Origin of the sequence: Saccharothrix hoggarensis (genome assembly GCF_042678885.1) — a bacterium.
In the GTDB taxonomy this organism is placed as follows: domain Bacteria; phylum Actinomycetota; class Actinomycetes; order Mycobacteriales; family Pseudonocardiaceae; genus Actinosynnema; species Actinosynnema hoggarensis.
Genome location: NZ_JBHTLK010000015.1, coordinates 1 through 23,953 on the forward strand (window position 1 = coordinate 1; position 23,953 = coordinate 23,953).

Here is a 23,953-nt window from a genome sequence, read left to right on the forward strand (position 1 = left end):
CGGCGGTGTCGATGCTGCGCCGCTGCCCCGACCCGACCGGGCACGGCGCGCGTCCCGTGCGAGCGGTCGGCGTGGGTGCGGGGCTGGGCGCGATGACCGGGTTCCTCGGCGTCGGCGGCGGGTTCCTCGCCGTGCCCGCGCTGGTCACCGTGCTGTCGGTGCCGATGTCCACCGCCGTCGGCACCAGCCTGCTCGTCGTCACGACCAACGCGGGCGCCGCTCTCGCCGCCCGCGCCGGCGGCCTGGCCCTCGTGGACTGGGCGCTCGTCGGCCCGTTCGCCGCCACCGCCCTGCTCGGCGCGTGGGACGGCCGGCGGCTCGCGGGCAAGGTCCGCGCGACCACGCTCCAACGGGTGTTCGCGCTGGTCCTGCTCGGGGTCGCGGTCGTCATGGGCGTCGACGCGGTCAGCCCGTAGCGCGCGGGAAGGCGGCCCTTGGCGGGAGACGTGCCAAGGGCCGCCGGGTGTCCGAACGCGGCGTTACGAGACCTTGCCCGTGCCCGCGCCGCTCTGCACGATCGACTTCACGCTGCTCGCGCTGTCGAGCGTGTAGGAGTACGGGATCGCCTTGACGGTGCCGCCCTGGTCACCCGAGCCCGAGCTCACGAAGTGGTTGTTCCGCGCCACCAGGTTGGCCGGGTCGGAGTCGCCCTCGCCGCGGTGGAACGGGTCACGCGTGTTCTCGAAGTAGTTGCCCTCGACGAGGACGCCCGCCTCCTCGGTGGACGCGACGCCGTACGACGTCACACCGCCGTAGTAGTTGTTGTAGACGTGCACCGGGTTGCCGAAGCGCACGCGCGGGTGGCGCTGGTTCGTGCCGTCGAACCAGTTGTGGTGGTAGCTGACCCGCAGCTTGCCGCGGTCCTCGGCGCCGTTGCTGTCGCTGTGGCCCAGCAGCATGGTCTTGTCGTGGGAGCTGAACTTGTTCCACGAGACCGTGACGCAGTCGGACGCGCGCTTGATGTCGACGGCGCCGTCGTAGCCGTTCGACAGGCTGTTGTGGTCGATCCACACCCTGGTCGAGTACTGGACGTTGATCGCGTCGTCGGCCCAGTTCCGGAAGTTCAGGTTCCGGATGATGACGTTGGACGCGTTGGAGACGTTCAGGCCGTGCCCGGTGATCGTGGCGCCCGAGCCGACGCCGATGATCGTCTTGTTCGACGCGACCTTCGTCAGGCTGGACAGCGTGATGGTGCCGGAGACCCGGACCACCGACGCGCTCGACGACTGGACGGCCGAGATGAACGCCGAGGTGCTGCTCACGGTGACCGGCGTGGCGCTGCCGCCACCGGTCGTGCCACCGCACTGCGTGCCCCAACCTTCGAGGTTGAACGACGCGGCGTTGGCCGAGGGCGCCAGGACCGCGGTCGCGGCCAGGGCCGTGACCACGAGCAGTGCGCGGGAGAGCTTGCGGGACATGCGGTTTCCTCCATGCGACTGTGGATGAAAAGGGAACCGGCGGCGGTCGGACGTGGCGGCGGTGGGACGTGGCGGCGGCCGTGGGCCTACACCGGACTCACCACCTCTCCACGGTGTGCTCGCGGATGTGCTCGACGTCGAACTCGTCGCCGAGGCCCGGACCGGTGGGCATGGCGACGCAGCCGTCCTCGTCGAGCGGGTCGGCGATCGCGAGCCGGTGGGGCGGCACGCGGTCGAAGTCGTGCCGGGGGTGCAGCAGCCCGCGCTCGTACCAGCGGCCGTTGTCCGTGCCGCCGAGGACCGCCAGGCTGGCGGAGCCGTCGCCGTGGATCTCGCAGTCCATGTTGAACGACTCGGCCAGGTGCAGCGCCTTGATCGTCGGCGAGATGCCGCCGACGTCGGTCGGGCCGGCCCGCAGGATGTCGCACGCGCCCGAGGTGATCCACTCGGCGCGGCTGAGGTGCTTGCCCCACGCCACTTCCGGGCCGATCACCGGGATGGACAGCTGCTCGGACAGCCACCGGTAGGAGCTGATCGACGCCTCCTCCATCGGTTCCTCGAACCAGTAGAAGTCCAGCGCCTCCAACGCCCGGCCCAGCTCCAGCGCCTCCGTGCGGGAGTACCAGTGGTTGGCGTCGAGCATCAGCGCCACCGTCGGCCCGACGGCCTCGCGGACCGCCTCGCACGCCGCGATGTCCGCCCGCACGCTCGGCGCGCCCGGCACCGGCGGCATCCACGTGTGCAGCTTGATCGCCCGGTAGCCCTGCTCCACCAGCTGCTTGGCGAACTCGGCGTAGTCGCCGGGCGTGCTCAGCCCGCCGGGGATCTCGTCGCCGCACATCGTGCTGGCGTAGGCCGGGATGCGGGACCGGGCGCCGCCGAGCAGCTTCCACACCGGCTGCTCGACCTTCTTGCCCACCAGGTCCCACAGCGCCGTGTCGACGTAACCCAGCGCCCGATCGGTGAAGCGGCCGTGGGAGCCGCGCTGCTTGCGCGCCATCCTGCGCCACAGCGCTTCCCGGTCCCACGGGTCCGCGCCGAGCAGCACGGGCTTCACGATCGACTCCAGCACGGCGGGGCGCAGCTGGTCGGGGTGCACCTGCACGCGCCCCACGACTCCGTCGGAGTCGGTGATCTCCAGCAGCGCCTCGCGGACCTCGTGCTCGGCGCTCGGGTGCCGGTGCCCGTGCGGGTCCACCGCGGTCCACGCGGTGGTCGTGAACACCGACACCTCGACGCGCTCGATCATTTCCGGTCCTCCCACTCCTTCTGCGCCTCGGTCAGCTTGGTCGCCATGTCGTCCAGGAACTGCTGGGCGGTCAAGTCGCCGAGGAGCACCTTCTGGTACTGGGGCTCGCTGTCGGTCTTGGTGATCGAGGAGTACTGCGGCAGGTAGACCGGCGCGGGCACGAGCACCGTGGCCGGGTCCTCCAGCACGCCGAGCGCCATCTTCACGTGGGCGGCCTTGTCGATCCACGCCGCGCTGCGCACGTCGGTGTTCGCCGGGATCTGGCCGACCTTCTCGTTCCAGTAGCTGTTGGACTCCGAGGAGGTCAGGAACTCGGCGAACTTCCACGCCGCGTCCTGGTTCTCGCTGTTCTTGAACACCGCGAAGCCGTCGGTCGGGTTGGGCACGACGGTCCGCTTGCCGCTGGGGCCGACCGGCAGCGGGATCGCGGCGACCTTGTCGCCCAACGCCTTCGTCACGTCGCTGTAGGAGCCGAGGTTGTGGTGCATCATCGCGACCGAGCCGCCCGTGAACTGGGCGATCATCTGGGTGAAGCTGTTGTTCACGTCGGCCTCGGGCGTGGCCTTCTTGTACAGGTCGGCGACCTTGTCGACGAGCTCGGCGTTGGCCTTGTCGTTGAGCGTGCTCTTGCCGTCCTTGAAGAAGGTGTCCACACCGGAGTACGAGTACGCCTCGGTGATCAGCTGGAACACCGAGCCCGCGCCGCCGCGGATGGTGTAGCCGTACTTGTTCGCGCCCGTGTCGGTGAGCTTCGTGGCGGCGGTGATGAACTCGTCCCAGGTCTTCGGCGGCTCGATGCCCGCGTCCTTGAACCAGTCGGTGCGGTACCAGATGACGTCCATGTTCGCCGACGACGGGACGATGTAGAGCTTGCCGTCCGGCGCGGTCTGGCGGACCGTCTCCACCAGCGACGGCAGCAGCTTGTCCTTCAGCGGACCGCTGGTGATGCGGTCGTCCAGCGGCGCCAGCGCCTCCTGGCCGACGAGGTGCGCGAGGTACGAGGTGGTGACGCCGCCGACGTCGGGCGTCTCGCCGCCGGCGATGGCGGTGTCGTACTTCTGCTGCACGGACGCGCTCGGGATGCCCACGTACTCGACCTTGATGGTCGGGTTCGCGGCCTCGAAGCGCGAGATCAGCTCCTTGTAGATCGGCTCACGGGCGGGCCCGCCGTTGTTGTCCCAGAACGTGATGGTGACGTTCCCGTCGCTCCCCGCACCTCCCTCCGACGAGCAGGCGGACAGCGCCAGGGCGGCGGCGGCCACGGCGACCAGCATTCTTCTCATGATGCTCCCTATCCCTTGACAGCCCCGGCGCTGAGCCCCTGCACCAGGAACCGCTGCACGACGGCGAAAACCAGGACCACCGGCACGGCCGCGACCACGCCACCGGCGGCGAGCGCTCCGAAGTCGGTGTTGAACTCACCCAACGTGTAGCTCAGGCCGACCGGCAGCGTGAACTTGTCCTGCCGGGTCGCGAACATCAGCGCGAACAGGAAGTTGTTCCACGCGCCGATGAACGCGAACGAGCCGACCGCGACCAGCGCGGGCTTGAGCTGCGGCAGGACGACGGCGAAGAACGCCCGCAGCCGCGTGCAGCCGTCCACCATGGCGGCTTCTTCCAGCTCCACGGAGATGTTGCGGATGAACCCGCTCATCAGGATCAGCGACAGCGGCAGCTGGAACGCCACCTCCGCGATGACCAGGCCGGTGATGCTGTTGAGCAGCCCGGCGCTCTTGAAGATCACGAACAGCGGGATCAGCATCATCGCGCCGGGGATGAACTGGCTGCACAGCATCGCCAGCAGGAACACCCGCTGCCCGCGGAACTTGAACCGCGCCAGCGCGTACCCGCCCATGACCGACAGGACGGTCACGAACACGAGCACGCCGAGGCCCATGACCACGCTGTTGTAGAAGAACACGCCGAACCCGATGTCGTTCCACACCGTGTCGAAGTGCTCGAACGAGATCGGCCACGGCACGAGCTGCGTCGAGCCGGACGGGCGCACCGCGAACACCAGCATCCAGTAGAACGGGATGAGGGTGAACAGCAGGTACAGCACCAGCGGCACGTGGATCATCCACCGCTTGCCCGGCTCCTCGGCCACGGCCCGGCGACGGCGCCTTCTCGGCGGCGGCGCGTGCGTGGTGTCGGCGACCTCCCGCACCAGGACGTCGGTCTTGCCCAGCGTCTCGGTCATGCCCGGCTCCCGAACTTCGACACCCGCAGGTACAGGATCGAGAAGAACAGCAGGATCAGGAACCCGGCGACGGTGAGCGCCGAGCCGTACCCGAAGTTGTGCGAGTCGACGGCCTGCCTGGCGACGTACAGCGGCAGCGTCGTGGTCTGGTTCGCCGGACCGCCGCCGGTCAGGGTGTAGATGAGGTCGACGTTGTTGAACTCCCACACCGCGCGCAGCAGCGTCGACAGGATGATCGCGTCCTTGAGGTGCGGCAGCGTGACGCTGGTGAAGCGCCGCCACCGGCTCGCGCCGTCCACGGACGCGGCCTCGTAGAGGTCCTTGGGGATGCTCTGGAGGTCGGCGAGCAGCAGGATGGCGAAGAACGGCACACCGCGCCACAGCTCCGTCACCACGAGGGCGTCGAAGACCGTGTCGGGGTTGCCGAGCACGGAGGTGCCCGGCGAGCCGATGCCCCACTGGGACAGCTGCTGGAAGATGCCGGTGGACGGGTTGAGCAGCAGGATCCAGATGCCCGTGGTGAGCACGCCGGACACCGCCCACGGCGAGAACACCAGCGCGCGGGCCACGCCGCGCCCGATGAACGTCTCGTTCACGATCAGCGCGAGGACCAGGCCGAGCAGCAGTTGCAGCGCGACTTCGACGAACACCCACTTGGCGCTGAACGCCAGGCTCTGCCAGAACAGCGGGTCGTCGAACAGCATCTGCTTGAAGTTGTCCAGCCCGGCGAACCCGTTCTTCCACGGCTGGGTGACGTTGTAGCGCTGGAGGCTGTAGTAGACGACGCTCCCGATCGGGTAGACCAGGAAGACCGCCATCAGCACCAGCGCCGGCGCGATCAGCGCGTAGGGCGCCCACGTGCGAGTCCTCATGCGGGGTTCCAGTCGCCGAGGTACGCGCGGAGGGTGTGCTGCTTGGCCTGGTCGGCGGTGAGCTGCGGGCGGTCGGCCGGGTCGCACGTGCCCGCGCCGTCGCCGGAGTTGCGGAACTCGGCGAACCGCGCGTCGCGCCAGGAGAAGCCGGACATGTCGGTCCACGGCGCGGATTTCACGGCGGCGGGCAGCTTGGTGTCGCGGATGACGACGGAGGCGATGGCGTCCGGGTCGCCGCCGGGGTGCCACGGCCGGCCGAGGTGGTACGTGCCCGCCGGCGCGTCGCTGACGATCGTCGAGTTCATGATCAGGAAGCCGTGCGGGTTGTCGCGGCGGGTGCTGGCGGCCGTGATGTAACCCGCCGTGCTCCCGCTGGGGTAGTCGTTGCCGCGGTCCAGCGCGCGGATCGTCACCTGGTCGAACACGGCGGTGGCGCGGCCGAAGATGAAGTCGACGTCGCCGACGACCTCGCCGCCCCGGTAGTACTGCCGGGCTTTCGTGCCCACGGCGCGCGTGTCGGCGTACAGCGTGTCCTGGTGGCCGAGGAACCGGACGCGGTCGTAGTACTGCCGGTCGCCCGTCGCCTTCACCGCGACCGCCTGCGTGCCGGTGATCTCGGGGTGCGCGGCCCGGTCGAACGAGTTGCTGAACGTCAGGTCGCGAGCGGTGAAGCCGTCGGCCTCGATCGTGGCGGTGGCCGAGCCGGTCGTGCCGTACGTGGTGCCGTCGGGCTTCTTGGTGCCGTTGGCGTTGTCGTAGTCGATGACGACGTCGCGCGCGGTGCCCGTGGAGCCCTTGAGGGTCAGGTCGCGCTTGGTCGCCGGCACCCGGATGACCTCGCGGTACACGCCCTTGCCGATGGTGATCGTGGTGCCCGCCGGCGCGGCGTCGATCGCGGCCTGCACGGTGTCGAAGTCGGTGCCCTTGGCCACGTGGTACCGCTCGCGGCCGAGCGCGCCCGCCTTGAGGTTCTTGATCCGGTCGGTCGCCTCCAGCCCGCGGTTCAGGGTGGGCGTCCAGCCCGCGTCGCCGGCCAGCGGCGCGGTCGGGTTGGCCGCGTTGAACGCGACGAGCACGTCGACCGGCCGTCCGTCGACGACCGTGCCGACCTCGGTGATGGCCGTGCCGCCCCAGTTGTGGATGAGGTCCTCGACCGCGCCGCCGTTGGCGAGCTTGACGTAGTTGTTCTCCACGTACAGCGCGGACCGCACGCCGACGCCCCAGGCGTAGTTGAACGTGGGGCCGGGCTCGTAGAGGTTGTTGTAGACGTGCACCTGGCCGAACCGCACCCGCGGCAGGCGTTCCTCGACGTTGCGGAAGACGTTGTGGTGCACCGAGATCCGCAGCTTGCCGGGGTCGGTGGTCGAGGTGTTGGACGAGCCGATGAGCATCGTCTTGCCGTGGTCCTCGAACAGGTTGTGCGACGCCGTGACCAGGTCGGTGCCGTTGGTCATGTCGAGCGAGCCGTCGTGCTGCTGGAAGGGGCGGCCGAAGTAGGTCGGCGCCGCGCTGTCCGGGTGCGGGTGGTCGGTGAACGTGTTGTGGTCGACCCACACGTTCGTGGCGCGCTGCAGCGACACCGCGTCGTAGTCCGAGTTCCAGTTGCCCTCGGCGCCGTCCGTCGGGTCCCACTGCGGGAAGCAGTCGCGGGTGTCGCGGAACGTCAGGTTCCGGATGATCACGTTGCTCGCCCCGTGGACGCGGATGTTGGCGCCGGTGATCCCCGCGCCCCGGCCGTCGCCGACGATCGTCGTGTCGGAGCCGACGTTGAACGCGATGGCCTCCGCCTGACGCCGCGCCGACGCCGCGCGGGCGTCCTCCAGGGGGCCGCTCGGCTCAGCGTCACGCCCCCAGACGGCGGGGTCGTATGCGGCCAAGTAGCCCGCGAGCGTGTAGCCGCCGGTGGCATAGGTTGCGCAATCAGCCCTGACGTCGATCACGCCGCGCACCTTGATGAGGCGCGGCGCGGGCGCCGCGAGGGCCGCCCGCAGTTCCGCCGCCGTGCGCACGACGTGCTCGGTGGTCGCGGCCGACCCTCCGGTGGTGCCCGTGCCGCTGGAAGCCCAGCCGTCACCGGATTGGAGAACCTGTCTCCCCAGGTCAGAGCCTGCGTGCGCGGGTGCCGCCGCGATCACGCCAAGGGCGCAGGAAAGCACGAGCGCAGAACTGAGTATCCGCATGGCGAGGGGCCTTCCCCGGCGAATTTGTTCATAAGTGTGAACACTATCCAGAAGTGCGAACAGAGTATTGCGAAAGTATCCGCCGCACGTCAACGACGTAACGTCGTTCGATTGCCGTTCGACGCTCCCGTTCGACGATTCGTCGAATTCGAGTCGAATTCGACAGCTCCGAGGCCACGACCAGGTCTGTCCACATGGGAACGCCCCCGACCGTGGGTGGGGTCGGGGGCGCAACGGTTGGGGTCACCGGGCGGAGAGCGCGGTCGGGGACGGGCCGGAGTGAGCGCGGTCGGGCGGAGGGACGGGCCAGGAGGGTCGGACGGAGGGGCGGACCGGCTGGGTCGGGTGGTGCGCGGGGTCAACGCGGCCGGGCGGCCGGGCCAGGCGGGTCGGGAGGGTCGGGCGGGGCGCGGGTCGCGGGGTGGGGTCAGACGGGTGGTGTGAACGCGGCGATGCGGGCGGACAGGGCTCGGGCGTGCGGGTCGGTCGCGTGGCGGTCGGCGAGGGCGCACAGGGGCCGCAACCGGTCGACCACCCGGGTCGAGCGGACCTCGCGCGCGGCGGCCAGGGCGTGGTCACCCACCTCGGCCGCGTGGTCGAAGTCGTGCTGCATCAGGTGGTTGGCGGTCAGCGCCACGAGGCTGAACGCCCGGCTGCGGGCCATGCCGCCCGAGTAGCCGGCCACGGCGGCGGTCAGCGAGTCGATCGCCGCGGACGTGTGCGAGCGGTCCACCGTGCGGGCCAGCTCGGTCAGCACCACGCCGCTCAACCCGCACAGGTCGGGCTCGTCGAAGAAGCGCGCCCACCCCGGCACCGGACCGCGCGGCGTGCGCGCGAACTCGTCGTGCGCGAGGTCGAGCAGCCGCATCGCCTCGTCGGCCTGACCGAGCCCGGCGTGCGCCCACGCCTGGTTGGCGTGCAGCATCGCGACCGCGCGCCGCGACCCCGCCCGACGGGCCGCGGCCAGCCCGTGCGCGAACACTTCCAGCGCCTCGCGACACCGGCCGCGGTGCAGCCGCATCCGGCCGACGCGGTAGCGGATGTTGGCCACCAGGTCGTGGTGGCCGGCCTCGGCCGCCAGCTCCAGCGCCCGGTCCCAGTGCCGCGAGGCGGCGTCGTCCAGGCCCGTGTCGAAGCACGTCCAGCCGGTCACGTTGTGCAGGTCCGCCAAGGCGACCAGCAGCCGGGCGCGCACCGCGTCGGTGGCGTCGGCGTCGAGGAGCGGGTCGTGCCGCGCCGCGCACGCGATCGCCGAGTCGCGGCACGCGCCGCCGCCCTGGCGGTAGTCCAGCCCGCGCAGGCGTTCGACCTCGGCTTCCAAGCGCACCACGTCGTCGACACCGACCCGCGCCGGGACCTGAGGGTTTCCTGCCATCGCCGCACCTCGCAATTCCACTAGAGCGGTGGAGGGATCGCATGGGGAGCGTGCCGCCGGCACGTCCTGACGGGGTACCCGCCGCGACGGCCCGCCGTTGCGCCGAATGTCGCCAAGCCGCCGCATTGGCCCCCTGCGCCGGCACCCGCCGCGGGGCCAAGATCGAGGGGTGATCGCGTTTTCAGGTCGCGGCCTGCGAAGAGTCGCCCACACCGGAACAGCACAGATCAGGACCGCGCCGCCGGCGGAGCGCCGGCCGGGCACGACTCGGGGGAGGCGCTGCGACTGGCCGACGGACGACAGGTGCGGCTGACGCGGCTGACGCCCGCCGACCGGGAGGAACTGGCCGAGGCGTGGTGGCGGGCGGACGACGACACGCTGTTCCAGCGGTTCTGCGGGGCCGCGCCGCCGGTGACGCCCGCGCTGCTCGCCCACCTCACCGACCTCGACCACGTGCGCCGGTGCGCGATCGCGGCCCGTGACGCGACGGGGCGCGGTGTGGCGATCGCCCGTTACGAGGCGACCGGCGAGCCCGGCGCGGCGTCCGGCAACGTCAGCACCACCCGCGAGGAGGTGTCCCGCTGCGACCGGGGCAAGCGCACCCCGGGGCCGTACTGGCGGGCGTGGCTGGGCCGGGTGCCCGGCACGTCGCAGCAGGAGCTGGAGCAGGCGGCGGCGATCGCGCGGCGCACCCGCCGGAACCGGTGACGGTCGGCGAGCCTGAGCCCGGTGACGGTCGGCGGGACCGTCAGCGGACGTCGTGCTCGGCGCGCCACCGCGCCACGACGTGCTCCACGTCGAACGGCATGAGGTTGAGCGGCGGGCCCGACATCGGCTTGCGGATGGCCTCCTCGATCCGGGCGTTGATGTCGGCCAGGATCGACCGCACCTCGGCCTCGGTCCGCGCCTTCCCGGCGGCCTCGCGCGCCGCCGCCGCGTCCTTGCGCAGCAGCAACGTCGGCGGGAGCGCGGTGCCCTCCTCGCGGCGCAGCTTCTCCTTCACCCACCACAGCTCGTCGTGCGGCTCGTGGAGCCCGCGCAACGGCTTGCCGGCGCCCGGCAGGTGCTCGAAGTCGCCCCGGTCCTGCGCCTCGCGGATCTGCCGCTCGACCCAGGTCTCGAACCCCACGCCGGCCGGTTTGCGCTCCGTCACGACGACCACCCCCGGTCGACTCTACCGACCTTCCGCGCCGGTCAGGGCGTGAGCCGGGCCGCCTTCTCCACCAGGTAGCGCCGCTCGGGCGTGCTGGTGGTGCGGGCGGCGGCGGCCCGGTAGTGCTCGACGGCGCGCGGCACGTCACCCGCCATCTCGTGCAGGTGGGCGCGCACGGCGTCGAGCCGGTGGTGGCCGGGCAGTCGCTCGTCCAGCCCGTCGATGAGCCTCAGCCCCTCGGCCGGTCCACGCACCATGGCCACGGCGATCGCCCGGTTGAGCGACACCATCGGGTTGCCGGTCATCCGCTCCAGCAGGTCGTACATGCGCAGGATCTGCGGCCAGTCGGTGTCCTCGGCCCGCAGCGCGTCGTCGTGGAGCGCCGCGATCGACGCCTGCACCTGGTACTCCCCGATCTCGCCGCGCTCCACCGCGGCCATGACCAGCTCGACGCCCTCCACGATCAGCGCCGTGTCCCACCGGGACCGGTCCTGCTCGGCCAGCGGGACGAGCCCGCCGTCCGGACCGGTGCGGGCGGGCCGGCGCGCGTCGGTGAGCAGCATCAGCGCCAGCAGGCCCGCGACCTCGCCGTCCTCCGGCAGCCTGGCGTGCACCGCCCTGGCCAGCCGGATCGCCTCGCCGGACAGCTCGGTGCGGTGCAGGGAGCCGCCGACGCTGCTGGTGTAGCCCTCGTTGAAGATCAGGTACAGCACGTGCAGCACGGTCCGCAGGCGGGCCGCGAACTCGTCCGGCCCCGGCATGGCGAAGCTCGCGCCGCGCAGCTTCTGCTTGGCCCGGCTGATCCGCTGCGCCATGGTCGCCTCGGGCACGAGGAACGCGTTCGCGATCTCGGCCGTGCTCAGCCCGCCGACCGCGCGCAACGTCAGCGCGATCGCCGACGCGGGCGTCAACTCCGGGTGGCAGCACAGGAACAGCACCACGAGCGTGTCGTCCCGGTCGGCCGCCTCACCGGGTGGCGGCTCGCGGAACACCTCGTCCTCGCGGCGCCGGCGGGCCACCTCGCTGCGGATCAGGTCCGTCATCTTCCGCACGGCGGTCTGCACCAGCCACCCGCGCGGGTTGTCCGGCAGGCCGTCGACGGGCCAGTGCCGCGCCGCCGCCAGCAACGCCTCCTGCACGGCGTCCTCGGCCAGCGCGAAGTCACCGAATCGCCGGGCGACCACGCCCAGGACCTGCGGCGCGCACTCGCGCAGCAGGTCCTCGACGGCACGGGTCACAGGTCGGGCGAGGGCGGCGCCGACATCAGCTCGCGCACCTCGATGGGCTGGCCGAGCGGCACCCCGTTCGGGCCGGGCGCGGCGGAGGCCTTCGCGGCGATCTCCAGCGCGCGCTCCAGCGTGGTGTCGACCATCCAGTAGCCCGCCAGCAGCTCCTTCGACTCCGGGAACGGACCGTCGGTGACGACGGGCGCGCCGGAGCCGGTGAACGTCACCGTCTTGGCCAGGCTCGGGTGGGCCAGGCCCTGCCCGTCGACCAGCTCGCCGTTCTCGGTCAGCTCCTGGCCGAGGTCCTGCTGGAACCGGATGTGCGCCGCGACGTCCTTGGGGTCCCACTGCTCGATCGGGACGTCGCAGTTCGCGGCCGGGCCGTAGTTCATCAGGAGCAGGAACTTCGCCATGTCGACTCCTAGGTCTTCGTTCGCGCCCATCTTGGCGCTCCCACCCCGTGGACGACGCCGATCGGGCGTTCTCGACATGGCTGATTGTGACCCGCGTCACCTCCTCGTCGCCGGCTCGCGGTTGTGCCCGGCCGTGGGCACAACCGCGAGGCCCGGATCAGGACAGCGTGCAGATCGGCGTGGGCGTCCACCCGGTGGCGTCGCCCGTGCCGGTGAAGCCGACCTTGACCGAACCGGCCGGCGGGATGGCGCCGTTCCAGCTCGTGTTGGCCACCGTCACCGACGTGCCGCTCTGGGTGAAGGCGCCGTTCCAGCCCTGGCTGATGGCCATGCCCGCGCGGAACGCGAACGCGACCTTCCACGACCGGCTCGACGTGCTGCCGCCGTTGCGGACGGTGACGTCGACCTGGAACCCGCCCGGCCACTGGTTGACGACCTTGACCTCGGCGTCGCACGACCCGCCGGGCGGCGTGGACGTCGTGGTGGTGGTGGTGGTGGTCGTCGTGGTGGTGGTGGTCGTGGTTGTAGTAGTAGTGGTGGACGTGGGCGTGGTGCCGTTCAGCGCGGACACGACCGCCGGGAACCACTTGTCCGCGATCTTGCGATCACCGGACGCGTTCGGGTGCACCCCGTCGTAGGTGTCGGTGCTCGTGGCGAACCCCGCCCACTGGTCGACCACGGTGATCGGCGACTGCGCGGTGGACTTGGCCGCCGCCCAGCCGGGGATCGCCGCGTTCAGGTCCACGACCCGCTGCGGGCACTCGGCGCAGGCGCTCGCCGCCATCGGGATGATCTTGGCGACGACCACCCGCATGGCCGGGTTGTTCACCCGCATCTGGTCGACCAGCTTGCCGTAGGCGGCCAGGATGGTCGCCGTCGACCGGTTGCTCCACACGTCGTTGGTGCCGAAGTGCATCAGCACCACGTTCGGGTTCGTGGCGCCGAGCCACCCCACCAGCTGGTTCTGGTCGGCCACCGCCGTGACGAGCGCGCCGCCGTGGCCCTCGTGCTCGCCGTCGTAGGCGAACCCGCAGCCGTCGCCCGCCCGCGTGCCCACGAAGTCGATGTTCGTGTGCCCGGCCGCCCGCAGGTCGCGGTCCAGCAGGGCGCGCCAGCAGCCCGGCGACCCGGTGATCGAGTCCCCGAGCGCCATGATGCGCGTCGGCGCGGCGGCCTCGACCGCCTGCCCCGGCGCGCCGACCAGCAGGCCGACGAGCGTGGCCGCGGCCGTCAGCAGGGCCGCGAGCGCGAGTTTCCTCGACATCGCCGGCCCCTAGACCGCGGTGCAGCTTGCGCCGTTAAGGGTGAACGCGGTGGGCACGGAGTTGGTGCCGTTCCACGACCCGATGAAGCCGAAGCTGACCGAGCCGTTCACCGGGATCGCGCCGGTGTACGACACGTTGGTCGCGCTCAGCGTCGCGCCGGACTGGGTGGTCGTGGCGCCCCAGGACTGGCTGACCGTCTGGCCGTTGGCCCAGGTCCAGCGCAGCGTCCAGCCGTTCACCGGGGCCGTGCCGGTGTTGGCGACCTTGACGTCGCCCTGGAAGCCGCCCTGCCACTGGCCGGTGACCCGGTAGGTGACGGCGCAGCCCGCCCCGCCGCCACCGGACTGCGTGGTGACGTTGACGGTGCCGGACCGGGCGGAGCGGTTGCCCGCCGCGTCCCGCGCGTAGACGGCGAACGTGTACGCGGTGCCCGCGGTCAGGCCGGTGACGGTCGCGGTGGCCGTGGTGGACGTGGCCGCCGCGGTCTCCGTGGTGCCATTGACCCGGACCACGTCGTAGCCGGTGACGCCGACGTTGTCGGTGGACGCGGCCCAGGACAGGGTCGCCGAGGTGGAGGTGACGCCGGACGCGGTCGGGGTGCCCGGCGCGGTCGGCGGCGTCGGGTCGGACGTCCCGCCGCCGTAGACGCTGGCCTCGCGCGACGTGGCCTTGATGCCGTTGGCGCCGTTGAACGCGCGCTGGCCCCACGCCGAGAGCGTCCCGGCGTTCCAGTTGGTCGCCAGGTCGAGGTACTCGACGCCGCCGCCGTTGCCGGACCACGACCAGGCGAGGTAGCCGAGGCCGAGCTGCTGGGTGGTGGCGAAGATGGTGTTCTCGTCCGGGTTGCCGTCGGAGTGGTTGTCGCCGAACTCGCCGACGACGATCGGCAGCTTGGCCGTGACGAAGCGGTTCAGGTAGTCGTTGATCTCCGCCGCCGTGTCGAACACGCCGTACATGTGGATGGAGAACACGGTGTTCTTCTGCGGGTCGGCGGCGAAGACCGAGGCCGCGTTGTCGCGCATGGTGAAGGACCAGTCCTGGCCCCAGTTCGGGGCGTCCACCATGATCGTGTGCTGGAAGCCGGCCGCGCGGAGGCGGGTGATGGCGTCCTTGGTCGCCTGGGTCCACCCGCTGTAGCCGGTGTTGCCCCACGGCTCGTTGCCGATGTTCAGGATGACGTACTTCTCCTGGCCGGCCATCGCGCTCTGGATGCCGATCCAGTAGTCCACCGCGCGGGCCAGGCTCACGGCCGCGCTCTGCTCCTGGTAGCCGGTGGTGTCGTGCACCTCCAGCACGCAGATGAGCTTGTTGGCCTTGCACTGGTTGATCACGTTGGCGACGTCGGCCGCGTCGTTGCGCGTCCACTGGTCACCGCTGGACAGCACCACGCGGACCGTGTTGGCGCCCAGGGACTTGATGTCCTTGAGGGCCTGCGTGGTCCGGGTGGCGTACCAGGTGTGCGCGTGGTTGACGCCACGCATCACGAAGTCGTTGCCGTTGGCGTCGAGCAGACGCCCGTTGGCGACGGTGAAGCCGGCGGCCGCGTGTGCGGGCGCCACCGTCAGCAGTGACAGGACCAAGGCGGCGACGGCGGCGCCGACCAAGGCGAATCGCTTGCGCATGGATGTACCTCGCGTGGTTGTCGACGTTGACTGTGCGAGCGCAGGGCAGCGCGCCTGCCGTCGGCAGGCATGCACACCAAAGCAATTAACCGCTTAAGTGTCAACGGCGGGAATTGCCGGACAAGCGCGGTTACGACCGACCGGAGGCATGCCGGGTACACGCCCTGGGAACGTTCCCAAAGCGTGCCGTCCCAGTGTGCTACGGACTACGGGATCACGTCGAGAGCTGATGTGCCGGCGCGTGGCCGGTGCTCGACCGCGGCACCAGCTCGGGGTCCGAGGTCTTCACCTGCTCGGCGGGCGCGCCGCCGATCACGTCGAGCAGCAGGCGGACGGCCGCCGCGCCGCGCTCGGCGATGGGGCGGCGCACCGCCGACAGGGCCGGGCGGACCAGGCGGCACAGCGCGGAGTCGTCCCACGCGACGAGCGACAGCTGGTCCGGCACGGTCAGGCCCAGCTCGTGGGCGACGCCGAGGGCGGACACCGCCATCACGTCGTTGTCGAACACCAGGGCCGTCGGCGGCGTGCCGCTGGTCAGCACGCGCCGGGTGACCCGCGCCGCGGCCTCGTCCGAGTAGTCGGCGTGCACCACCCTGGCCTCGTCGAGGCCGAGCCGGCCCACGGCCGCGGTGAACGCCCGCGACCTGGTCTGGGTGTGCACGAACCTCGTCGGGCCGGCGACCCGGACGATGCGCCGGTGGCCGAGCGCCACCAGGTACTCCAGCACCTCCGCCACGGCGGTCTCGTCGTCGGTCCACACGCACGGCAGGTCCGGCACGACCGGTTCGCCGAGCACCACGGCGGGCAGCCGGAGCTCCCGGACCAGCTCCACCCGCGGGTCGTCCTGGACCAGGTCCACCAGCAGCACGCCGTCCACCCGCCGCTCGCCCCACCAGCGGCGGTACGCCGCGAGCTCGGCCGCGGAGTTGTCGGTGACCTGCAGGAGCAGCGACGTCGGGCCGTCGGCCAGCGCGCCCTGTATGCCGGAGATGAGCTGCATGAAGTACGGCTCGACGCCGATCACCCTGGCGGGCCGGTCGACGACGAGCCCGATGGCGTTCGCGCGGCCGTCGCTGAGGGACCGGGCGGCGCTGCTGGGCACCCAGCCGAGGCGGTCGGCGATGTCCATGATCCGGCGCCGGGTGGGCTCCGAGACGCCCGGCCGGTTGTTGAGGGCGTACGACACCGCCCCGGTGGACACGCCCGCGGCTTTGGCGATGTCCGAGATGGTCGGACGCTTCCCTGCCACCCGCGCCTCCTCGGTAGGTGATCAACGAGTCTAGACCGCGATTGAGACGGTCATGCCGGGTAGGGTGATTAAGCGCTTAATAGATCATCTGGAAAGGGGACGCCGTGCCCTGGTTCGACCTCTCCGAGCGGGAGTTGGCGCAGTACCGGACCGCGACCGCGGAACCGGACAACCTCGACCTGTGGTGGAAGTCGCGGCTGGAGGAGGCCCGTGCCGCGGCGCTCCCGCCCGTGCTCACGCCGTACGGGGCCGACGCCTACGGGCCAATGGCGGTGTGGGACGTCGAGTTCTCGGGCTACGGCGGCGACCGCGTCCGCGGGTGGCACATCCGCCCCGCCGGGTCCGGCGACGAGCCCCTGCCGACCGTCGTCTGCTACATCGGCTACGGCGGCGGGCGCGGCCTGCCGTCGGAGCACGCGCTGCTCCCGGCCGCCGGGTACGCGGTGTTCGTGATGGACACCCGCGGCCAGGGCGGTCGCTGGACGCTCGGCGCCACCCCGGACTCCGGGTTCGCCGGGCCCGAGCACCCCGGCGTGATGACGCGGGGCATCGCCACGCCCGAGACGTACTACGTGACGCGGCTGATGGTCGACGCGGCGCGGGCCGTCGAGGTGGCCGCGGCGCTGGACGGCGTGGACGAGACCCGGCTCGCGGTGTCCGGCGGCAGCCAGGGCGGCGGGCTGGCGCTGGCCGCGGCGGCGCTGAACGGCGAGGCGGTGAAGGTGTGCCACGCGGACGTGCCGTTCCTGTGCGACTTCCAGCGGGCGATCACGATCACCGGCGCCGAGCCGTACGCGGAGATCTCGAAGTTCCTGGCCCAGCACGTCGACCTCATCCCCGCCGCCCTCGACACCCTGCGGTACGTGGACGGCGCGCTGCTGGCGAAGCGGATCACCGCGACGTCGCTGCTGAGCGTTGGCCTGATGGACGAGGTGTGCCCGCCGTCGACGGTGTACGCCGCGTACAACGAGATCACCGCGCCGAAGGAGATGGCGGTGTTCCCGTTCAGCGGCCACACCACGCCGAGGGTGCACGACGAGCGCAAGCTCCGGCACCTGCGCGCCCACCTCTGAGCCGCGGTTCGGGCGGGTCGTGAGGGGACCACCGCCATAGCCCCCTCACGACCCTGCCCGGTCGGTGGACTCGGCGACTCACCGGGCGCCCCGGGAAGCTCGGCCCGGGGCACCGCGTCCACGACCAGCCAGTGCGGGACCGGCGCGCGTGGCGCCGGCCCCGATCGGTCACTCCCCCGCCGGCCCCGTGCGCACCGGCGTCACCAGCACGCGGTCGTGGCCGACGAACCGGGGCTCCCCGGTCAGCGGGACGGACCGCTCCCAGCGGATGTCGGTGCTGGAGCAGCCGACGAGCAGCACGAGGTCGCCCGGCTCGACGACGCGCCGGCCGTCGCGGCCGGTGAACGACGTGCGGTCGGCGTGCAGCCGGAACGTCACCGAGGTGGCCTCGCCGGGCTCCAGCTCGACCCGCGCGAAGCCGACGAGCTGGCGCACCGGGCGCGTCACGCTCGCCACGGGGTCGTGCAGGTACAGCTGGACGACCTCGGCGCCCGCCCGGTCGCCGGTGTTGCGCACCACGCACGACACCTCGACCTCGCCGTCGGACGGCAGCTCGTCGCCCGCGGCGAAGTCCGACAGCTCGAACGTCGTGTACGACAGGCCGTGCCCGAACGGGTACGCGGGCGTCGGGTCGACGGAGCTGACCCCGCCGGCCCCGCCGAGCGGCGGGTGCAGGTAGGTGGTCGGCTGGCCGCCGGAGCCGCGCGGCACCTGCACGGGCAGCTTGCCGGACGGGTTGACGCGGCCGCTGAGCACGCCCGCGACCGCGCCCGCGCCCTCCTCGCCGGGGAAGAACGCCTGCACGACCGCGGCGAGCCGCGACGTCGACCCGTCACCGGACCCGTACGCGCCGAGCGCGTACGGCCGGCCGCTCAGCAGCACCAGCACCACCGGCACGTCGAGCTCCAGCAACGCGTCCAGCAGCTCGCCCTGCACACCGGGCAGGGACAGGTCCTCGGCGTCGCAGCCCTCGCCGGACGTGCCGCGGCCGAACAGCCCGGCCCGGTCGCCCAGCACGGCGAGCACCACGTCGGCGTCCTTGGCGGCGGCCACCGCGTCCGCGATGCCCGACCGGTCGTCGCCGTCGACGTCGCAGCCCTTGGCGGAGGCGATCGACGCGTCCGGGAACTCCGACCGGACCGCCTGCACGAGCGTGTCCATCTCCACGCCCAGCGGCACGTCAGGGTGCTGCACGCCGACGTGGTTCGGGAAGGCGTAGCAGCCCATGAGCGCCAGCAGGTCGTCCGCGCACGGCCCGACGACGGCGAGCTTCGACGCGTCGAGCGGCAGCACGCCGGACTGGTTGTCCAGCAGCACCACGGACTTCTCGGCCATGCTGCGGGCCAGGTCGCGCAGCGCGGGCGGGTCGAGGTCGACGGGTTCGCCGCGCAGCACGGCGGGCGACTCGGGCTGCCAGCCCTCGTCCAGCAGGCCCAGTTCGCACTTCTGCGTCAGCACGCGGGTGACCGCGCGGTCGACCAGCTCCTCGGCCACCTGCCCGGACCGGACCAGCTCGGCCAGCGGCTCGCCGTAGCAGCGCACGCTGGGCAGCTCGACGTCCACGCCGGCGGTCAGGGCCAGCGCGGCGGCCTCGCCCGGCGAGCCCGCGACACCGTGGGAGGTCTCCAGGAACGACACCCCGAAGTAGTCGGCGACGACGACGCCGGTGAAGCCCCACTCGCCGCGCAGCAGGTCGGTGAGCAGCGACGCGTCCGAGGCGGGCGGCACGCCGTCCACCTCGGCGTAGGAGTGCATGACCGACCGGGCGCCGCCCTCGCGCAACGCCATCTCGAACGGCGGCAGCACCACGTCGGCGAACTCGCGCGGGCCCATGTGCACGGGCGCGTGGTTGCGCCCGCCGCGCGAGGCCGAGTAGCCCGCGAAGTGCTTCAGCGTGGCCACGACCCCGCTGGACTCCAGGCCGCGCGTGTAGGCCGCACCGAGGAGGCCGACCAGGTACGGGTCCTCGCCGATGGTCTCCTCGGTGCGCCCCCACCGCGGGTCGCGCGACACGTCCAGCACCGGCGCCAATCCCTGGTGGACGCCGACGTCGCGCATCACGAGACCGACCTCGCGTGCCATCCGCTCGACCGACTCGGGGTCGAAGGACGCGCCCCACGCGAGGGGGATCGGGAAGACGGTGGCCTGCCAGGCGGTGAACCCGGCCAGGCACTCCTCGTGGGCCATGGCGGGGATGCCGAAGCGGGTGTTGGCGACGAGCTTGCGCTGCGTCTCGGCCAACACCTTGGCGCCGACGAGGGGGTCGACCGGACCGGTGCCGAAGACGCGGGTCAGCTGCCCGAGACCGGGCTTGGTCAGCTCGTCCCACGGCGGCAGCGGCTCGGCGAACTCGTGCTGCGCGGGGGCGACCTCCTGGTCGGTCTCCGAGATGCCCACCCACACCCCGACCAGCTGGGCCAGCTTCTCCTCCAGGGTCAGCTCGGCCAGCAAGGCGGCGACCCGCTCACCGGTCGGCTTTCCGGGATCGGCCCAGGTGTTCAGCACGGCGGCTCCTTCGTTGACGATCGGACGACGAGTTCGGTGGCCAGTTCCACCCGTTCGGTCTCCACGGGGCGTCCCGCGATGAGGTCCGCGAGCATCCGGCCCGCGTGGCGCCCCATCTCGGTGAGCGGCTGGCGCACGGTCGTGAGGGCGGGCGACGACCACACCGCGACCGGCAGGTCGTCGAACCCGACCACGCTCAGGTCGTGCGGCACGGAGAGGCCGGCGACCCGGGCCGCCTCGATCACGCCCAGTGCCTGCTCGTCGTTGCCCGCGAAGATCGCCGTCGGCCGGTCCGGCAGCGCGAGCAGCTCGGCCGCGCGGCGGAACCCGCCCTCGTGCTTGAAGTCGCCGTGCTTCACGAGTTCGCCGGCGAACGGGATGCCGGCCCGGTCCAGCGCGGCGCGGTACCCGTCGACGCGCGCGCGGCTGCACAGCATGCCCGCCGGTCCGCCGATGACGCCGACGCGGCGGTGGCCCAGCTTGAGGAGGTGCTCGGTGGCGGACAGGCCGCCGGCCCAGTTGGTCGCGCCGACGCTGGGCACGTTCGGCTGCGGCAGGTCGACCGGGTCGATGACCACGACCGGGATGCGGGAGTTGGCCAGCACGCGGCGGTCCGCGGCGGTGAGCTGGGAGGTCACCAGCAGCGCGCCCGCGCGCCGGGCCTCGACCAGGGACGCCGCCCAGGACGTGTGCTGACGGGGTTTGTCGGTGGACGACACGACCACGTGCAGGCCGGTGTCCACCACGCCGCGGATGATCTCCACGGCCCAGGGGCTGTCGAGTGCGGTGAACACGAGGTCCACCAGCAGGTGGCCGGAGGTCCGACGGGACCCCACCGGCACGTAGTCGTACTCGGCGAGCAACTGCCGCACGCGAGCCCTGGTCTCCGCGCCGACGTCGTCCTTCCCGTTCAGGACTTTGGACACCGTCGGGAGGGACACCCCCGCTGCTGCGGCAATCGTGGCCAACGTGGCTCGACGCATAACGCCGATAGTATCGAAACTCGATCGAAACACAAGAGTGACCGCTTGACGTGCAGAAACGTCACCTAGACGCGCCGAATGGTGACTCTTGACACCGCCCGTTCACCCGCCTAGGGTCTGCGCAAGTCGTGGATGTTTCGAAATGTTTCGATGCCACGAACAAATCCGCAGCGTGGCAGAAGGGTGGCGGTCGCATGTCCCGCCGTTCATGGGTGCGTCCCCTCATCGCGATGGGGCTGGTCGCCGTGACAGCAGTGGTGTCCGCGTGTGGTTCGTCCGGTCCGGGCGAGACCAACGCCGGAGCCCTGAAGATCTGGGCCCTCGAGGACCCGGTGCTCAACAAGATCGAGCAGAAGTCGATCGACGCGTTCAAGGCGGGCGGCGGCAACGCCTCGCTGGAGACGTTCGGCAACGACCCGTACAAGCAGCGGCTCCGGGTGGCCATCGGCTCCCCGCAGGCTCCCGACCTGTTCTTCAACTGGGGCGGCGGCAACCTGAAGGAGTACGTCGACGCGGGCAAGGTCGCCGACCTGACCTCCGTGCTGGACGAGAACAAGGCCGTCAAGGAGAAGTTCATCCCCAGCGTGCTCGACGGCGCGAAGCTCGACGGCAAGTACTACGGCGTGCCGATGCGCGGCATGCAGCCCGTGCTGCTGTTCTTCAACAAGAAGGTCTTCACCGAGGCGGGCGCGCAGCCGCCGAAGACGTGGGACGAGCTGCTGACCCTGGTGGACACCTTCAAGGCGAAGGGCATCACGCCCATCGCCCTGGCCGGCACCCAGGCGTGGACCGAGCTGATGTGGGCCGAGTACGTGCTCGACCGCTTCGCGGGCCACGAGGTGTTCAAGAACATCCGGGACAAGGGCCCCGAGGGCTGGAAGGACCCGGCCGTCGTCCAGGCGATGACCAAGCTCAAGGAGCTGATCGACCGCGGCGGCTTCGGCGACGCCTTCGCCTCCGTCGGCTACGACGCCGGTGGCGCCTCGACGATCCTCGCCCAGGGCAAGGCCGCGATGCACCTCATGGGTTCGTGGGAGTACACCAACCAGCTGGACCAGAGCCCGGACTTCGTGAAGAACGGCGACCTGGGCTGGATCGAGTTCCCGTCGATCCCCGGCGGCAAGGGCGACCCGTCCAACCTGGTCGGCAACGTGAGCAACTTCTACTCCGCGACCGCGGACTCGAAGAACCTGGACGCGGCGAAGAAGTTCGTCACGACCACGCTCCACGAGGACTCCTACGTCGAGGCGCTGATCGAGGCCGGTGACGTCCCGCCGGTGGTGGGCGCCGAGGAGAAGCTGAAGAAGTCCGCGCACCCCGAGTACGCGACGTTCATCTACGAGATGGTGCTGGGCTCCAAGAACTTCCAGCTGTCCTGGGACCAAGACCTCCCGGCCGATGACGCCACGTTCATGCTGACCCAGCTCCAGGAGTTCTTCCTGGGCAAGGTCTCGCCGCAGCAGTTCGTCGACGCGGTGGCCGCGCGCTGATGTCGTCCCAGCGGCCTTCGGCCTGGTATGCCGTGCCGGCGTTCGCGTTCTTCGCCCTGTTCGCCGCGTTGCCCATGATCCTCGTGATCTACCTGAGCTTCACCGCTTGGGACGGTCTGGGCACGCCGCAGTTCAACGGTGCGGAGAACTGGTCCCGGTTGCTCGACGACTCCGAGGCCCGCGCCTCGGTGTGGCGGACCCTGTTGCTGATGGTCATGTCGTGGCTCGTCCAGACCCCGATCGCGTTGCTGGTCGGGGTCTGGGCGGCCGGCAAGCAGCGCTCGAGGGCAGTGCTCAGCTCGATCTTCTTCCTCCCGCTGCTGCTGTCCACGGCCGCCATCGCCCTCCTGTGGCAGGCCCTGCTGGAGCCGAACTTCGGCGCGTTCGTCGGCGGCCCGCTGTTCCTGGGCGACCCCGACATCGCGCTCTACACGGTGGTGCTCGTGATCTCCTGGCAGTTCATCCCGTTCCACACCCTGCTCTACCAGGGCGCGGCGCGGGCGGTGCCGCCGTCGCTCTACGAGGCGGCGACGCTGGACGGGGCCACCAGGTTCGGAAAGTTCCGGCACATCACGCTGCCGCAGCTGCGGTACACGATCGTCACGTCGTCGGTCCTGATGCTGGTCGGCTCGCTGACCACGTTCGACACCGTGCTGATCCTGACCAACGGCGGGCCGGGCACCGCGACCCGCATCCTGCCGCTGCACATGTACATCACCGGCTTCAGCGGTTTCGAGATGGGCTACGCGAGCGCGATCGCGGTCGTGCTGGTCGTGCTCGGCACCGCGTTGTCGATCGCGGTCATGCGCTGGAGCGGGTTCCGCTCGATGAGCAGCCAGCAGGAGGGGTCGTGAAGCCTCGTCCCAACTGGCCCGCTGGGCTGTTCGCCCTGGTGTGGCTAACCTTCATCCTCGGACCGCTGATCTACCTGGTCACGGTGTCGCTGCGGACCCGCAGCGAGTACCTCGGCAAGGGCGCGTGGGAACTGCCGGACGCGTTGACGCTGGACAACTACGTCACCGTGCTCACCGGCGGCTTCGGCCAGTACCTGCTGAACAACGTGATCGTGACGGTCGCGACGGTGGGCATCGTGGTGCTCGTCGCCGTGCCGGCCGCGTACGCGGTGGTCCGGAACACGGGGCCGTTCGTGCAGCGCGGGTTCACCCTGATCCTCATGGGTCTGGCGATCCCCGCGCAGGCCACGATCATCCCCGTGTACCTGATGATCACCCGGATGCAGCTGTACGACACGCTCACCGCGATCATCCTGCCGACGGCGGCGTTCGCGCTGCCGGTGGCCATGCTGGTGCTGACCAACAGCCTGCGCGACGTGCCGCGCGAGCTGTACGAGGCGCAGTCGATCGACGGCGCCGGTCCGATGCGCGTGCTGGTGTCCCTGGTCCTGCCGCTGGCGCGGCCGGCGATCATGACCGTGGTCGTCTACACGTCGCTCAACGCGTGGAACGGGTTCCTCTTCCCCCTGGTGCTCACCCAGTCGGAGTCGTCGCGGGTGCTCACCCTCGGGTTGTGGGACTTCCAGGGCCAGTTCGGCACGAACGTGCCGGCGCTGCTGGCGGCGGTGACGCTGTCGGTGCTGCCGATCTTCGCGGTGTACCTGATCGGCCGGCGGTTCCTGCTCAGCGGCCTCACGGCCGGTTTCGGCAAGTGACCGGCACCCCG

21 protein-coding genes are annotated in these 23,953 nt (G+C 71.2%); 6 read left to right on the forward strand and 15 right to left on the reverse strand.

What is annotated here, in order from left to right; translation table 11 throughout:
• A partial coding sequence (locus ACFQ3T_RS05345) for a TSUP family transporter (RefSeq protein ID WP_380720465.1) occupies window positions 1-416 on the forward strand: 416 nt, incomplete at its 5' end.
• A 63-nt stretch (window positions 417-479) separates the two neighbouring features.
• Here the strand turns inward: ACFQ3T_RS05345 and ACFQ3T_RS05350 are convergent.
• The 7 genes from ACFQ3T_RS05350 to ACFQ3T_RS05380 all read right to left on the reverse strand — a co-directional run bounded on the left by ACFQ3T_RS05350 (window position 480) and on the right by ACFQ3T_RS05380 (window position 9,294).
• Window positions 480-1,418 (reverse strand): pectate lyase family protein, encoded by a 939-nt coding sequence (locus ACFQ3T_RS05350; RefSeq protein ID WP_380720468.1) that lies wholly within the window; start codon window positions 1,416-1,418, stop codon window positions 480-482.
• A 97-nt stretch (window positions 1,419-1,515) separates the two neighbouring features.
• Window positions 1,516-2,667, reverse strand: a complete 1,152-nt coding sequence (locus tag ACFQ3T_RS05355; protein WP_380720470.1) for an enolase C-terminal domain-like protein — start codon at window positions 2,665-2,667, stop codon at window positions 1,516-1,518.
• Complete coding sequence (locus ACFQ3T_RS05360) at window positions 2,664-3,950, reverse strand: ABC transporter substrate-binding protein (protein ID WP_380720473.1); 1,287 nt, start codon at window positions 3,948-3,950, stop codon at window positions 2,664-2,666. The genes ACFQ3T_RS05355 and ACFQ3T_RS05360 overlap by 4 nt, the downstream gene beginning before the upstream one ends.
• Window positions 3,951-3,958: 8 nt before the next feature.
• Window positions 3,959-4,867 (reverse strand): carbohydrate ABC transporter permease, encoded by a 909-nt coding sequence (locus ACFQ3T_RS05365; RefSeq protein WP_380720476.1) that lies wholly within the window; start codon window positions 4,865-4,867, stop codon window positions 3,959-3,961.
• Window positions 4,864-5,739: a carbohydrate ABC transporter permease gene (locus ACFQ3T_RS05370; protein WP_380720479.1), complete on the reverse strand. Its 876-nt coding sequence runs from the start codon at window positions 5,737-5,739 to the stop codon at window positions 4,864-4,866. The genes ACFQ3T_RS05365 and ACFQ3T_RS05370 overlap by 4 nt, the downstream gene beginning before the upstream one ends.
• Window positions 5,736-7,748 (reverse strand): pectinesterase family protein, encoded by a 2,013-nt coding sequence (locus tag ACFQ3T_RS05375; RefSeq protein ID WP_380720482.1) that lies wholly within the window; start codon window positions 7,746-7,748, stop codon window positions 5,736-5,738. Before ACFQ3T_RS05375 ends, ACFQ3T_RS05370 begins: the two co-directional genes overlap by 4 nt.
• A gap of 598 nt (window positions 7,749-8,346) precedes the next feature.
• Complete coding sequence (locus ACFQ3T_RS05380; RefSeq protein WP_380720485.1) at window positions 8,347-9,294, reverse strand: hypothetical protein; 948 nt, start codon at window positions 9,292-9,294, stop codon at window positions 8,347-8,349.
• 303 nt (window positions 9,295-9,597) lie between these two features.
• Between ACFQ3T_RS05380 and ACFQ3T_RS05385 the strand changes: the two genes are divergently transcribed.
• Window positions 9,598-10,002, forward strand: coding sequence for a hypothetical protein (locus tag ACFQ3T_RS05385; protein ID WP_380720488.1), 405 nt, complete (start codon window positions 9,598-9,600; stop codon window positions 10,000-10,002).
• Window positions 10,003-10,042: 40 nt separating this feature from the next.
• Here ACFQ3T_RS05385 and ACFQ3T_RS05390 read toward each other — a convergent pair whose 3' ends face one another.
• The 6 genes from ACFQ3T_RS05390 to ACFQ3T_RS05415 form a co-directional block, all read right to left on the reverse strand.
• Window positions 10,043-10,447 carry a DnaJ family domain-containing protein gene (locus ACFQ3T_RS05390; protein ID WP_380720491.1) on the reverse strand — a complete coding sequence of 135 codons (405 nt, stop codon included), beginning with the start codon at window positions 10,445-10,447 and terminating at the stop codon, window positions 10,043-10,045.
• 41 nt (window positions 10,448-10,488) lie between these two features.
• The gene (locus tag ACFQ3T_RS05395) at window positions 10,489-11,685 is read right to left on the reverse strand and encodes an RNA polymerase sigma factor (protein WP_380720493.1); all 1,197 of its coding nucleotides are present in this window, start codon (window positions 11,683-11,685) and stop codon (window positions 10,489-10,491) included.
• Window positions 11,682-12,086, reverse strand: a complete 405-nt coding sequence (locus ACFQ3T_RS05400) for a YciI family protein (RefSeq protein ID WP_380720496.1) — start codon at window positions 12,084-12,086, stop codon at window positions 11,682-11,684. Before ACFQ3T_RS05400 ends, ACFQ3T_RS05395 begins: the two co-directional genes overlap by 4 nt.
• A 157-nt stretch (window positions 12,087-12,243) precedes the next feature.
• Window positions 12,244-13,350, reverse strand: a complete 1,107-nt coding sequence (locus ACFQ3T_RS05405; protein ID WP_380720499.1) for a cellulose binding domain-containing protein — start codon at window positions 13,348-13,350, stop codon at window positions 12,244-12,246.
• A 9-nt stretch (window positions 13,351-13,359) separates the two neighbouring features.
• On the reverse strand, window positions 13,360-14,973 hold the full coding sequence (locus ACFQ3T_RS05410) for a cellulase family glycosylhydrolase (protein WP_380720501.1): 1,614 nt from the start codon (window positions 14,971-14,973) through the stop codon (window positions 13,360-13,362).
• A gap of 214 nt (window positions 14,974-15,187) precedes the next feature.
• The gene (locus tag ACFQ3T_RS05415; protein WP_380720504.1) at window positions 15,188-16,222 is read right to left on the reverse strand and encodes a LacI family DNA-binding transcriptional regulator; all 1,035 of its coding nucleotides are present in this window, start codon (window positions 16,220-16,222) and stop codon (window positions 15,188-15,190) included.
• 104 nt (window positions 16,223-16,326) lie between these two features.
• Here ACFQ3T_RS05415 and ACFQ3T_RS05420 point away from each other — a divergent pair, with 104 nt between their 5' ends.
• The gene (locus ACFQ3T_RS05420; RefSeq protein ID WP_380720506.1) at window positions 16,327-17,295 is read left to right on the forward strand and encodes an acetylxylan esterase; all 969 of its coding nucleotides are present in this window, start codon (window positions 16,327-16,329) and stop codon (window positions 17,293-17,295) included.
• Window positions 17,296-17,463: 168 nt separating this feature from the next.
• Here ACFQ3T_RS05420 and ACFQ3T_RS05425 read toward each other — a convergent pair whose 3' ends face one another.
• Both ACFQ3T_RS05425 and ACFQ3T_RS05430 read right to left on the reverse strand, forming a co-directional pair.
• Window positions 17,464-19,800 carry a beta-xylosidase/alpha-l-arabinosidase gene (locus tag ACFQ3T_RS05425; RefSeq protein WP_380720509.1) on the reverse strand — a complete coding sequence of 779 codons (2,337 nt, stop codon included), beginning with the start codon at window positions 19,798-19,800 and terminating at the stop codon, window positions 17,464-17,466.
• Complete coding sequence (locus ACFQ3T_RS05430; RefSeq protein ID WP_380720512.1) at window positions 19,794-20,783, reverse strand: LacI family DNA-binding transcriptional regulator; 990 nt, start codon at window positions 20,781-20,783, stop codon at window positions 19,794-19,796. Before ACFQ3T_RS05430 ends, ACFQ3T_RS05425 begins: the two co-directional genes overlap by 7 nt.
• A 212-nt stretch (window positions 20,784-20,995) precedes the next feature.
• Between ACFQ3T_RS05430 and ACFQ3T_RS05435 the strand changes: the two genes are divergently transcribed.
• From ACFQ3T_RS05435 to ACFQ3T_RS05445, 3 genes are read left to right on the forward strand one after another with little or no spacing between them, the layout of a single operon-like run.
• Window positions 20,996-22,273 (forward strand): extracellular solute-binding protein, encoded by a 1,278-nt coding sequence (locus ACFQ3T_RS05435; RefSeq protein WP_380720515.1) that lies wholly within the window; start codon window positions 20,996-20,998, stop codon window positions 22,271-22,273.
• Window positions 22,274-22,305: 32 nt separating this feature from the next.
• Window positions 22,306-23,127, forward strand: a complete 822-nt coding sequence (locus ACFQ3T_RS05440; RefSeq protein WP_380720518.1) for a carbohydrate ABC transporter permease — start codon at window positions 22,306-22,308, stop codon at window positions 23,125-23,127.
• Complete coding sequence (locus ACFQ3T_RS05445; RefSeq protein WP_380720521.1) at window positions 23,124-23,942, forward strand: carbohydrate ABC transporter permease; 819 nt, start codon at window positions 23,124-23,126, stop codon at window positions 23,940-23,942. The genes ACFQ3T_RS05440 and ACFQ3T_RS05445 overlap by 4 nt, the downstream gene beginning before the upstream one ends.
• Window positions 23,943-23,953: the final 11 nt, after the last annotated feature.

Bases quoted from the DNA above. Each gene is read 5' to 3' on its own strand.
- ACFQ3T_RS05350 (WP_380720468.1), bottom strand. From the start codon at position 1,418: ATGTCCCGCAAGCTCTCCCGCGCACTGCTCGTGGTCACGGCCCTGGCC.
- ACFQ3T_RS05355 (WP_380720470.1), bottom strand. From the start codon at position 2,667: ATGATCGAGCGCGTCGAGGTGTCGGTGTTCACGACCACCGCGTGGACC.
- ACFQ3T_RS05360 (WP_380720473.1), bottom strand. From the start codon at position 3,950: ATGAGAAGAATGCTGGTCGCCGTGGCCGCCGCCGCCCTGGCGCTGTCC.
- ACFQ3T_RS05365 (WP_380720476.1), bottom strand. From the start codon at position 4,867: ATGACCGAGACGCTGGGCAAGACCGACGTCCTGGTGCGGGAGGTCGCC.
- ACFQ3T_RS05370 (WP_380720479.1), bottom strand. From the start codon at position 5,739: ATGAGGACTCGCACGTGGGCGCCCTACGCGCTGATCGCGCCGGCGCTG.
- ACFQ3T_RS05380 (WP_380720485.1), bottom strand. From the start codon at position 9,294: ATGGCAGGAAACCCTCAGGTCCCGGCGCGGGTCGGTGTCGACGACGTG.
- ACFQ3T_RS05400 (WP_380720496.1), bottom strand. From the start codon at position 12,086: ATGGCGAAGTTCCTGCTCCTGATGAACTACGGCCCGGCCGCGAACTGC.
- ACFQ3T_RS05405 (WP_380720499.1), bottom strand. From the start codon at position 13,350: ATGTCGAGGAAACTCGCGCTCGCGGCCCTGCTGACGGCCGCGGCCACG.
- ACFQ3T_RS05410 (WP_380720501.1), bottom strand. From the start codon at position 14,973: ATGCGCAAGCGATTCGCCTTGGTCGGCGCCGCCGTCGCCGCCTTGGTC.
- ACFQ3T_RS05430 (WP_380720512.1), bottom strand. From the start codon at position 20,783: ATGCGTCGAGCCACGTTGGCCACGATTGCCGCAGCAGCGGGGGTGTCC.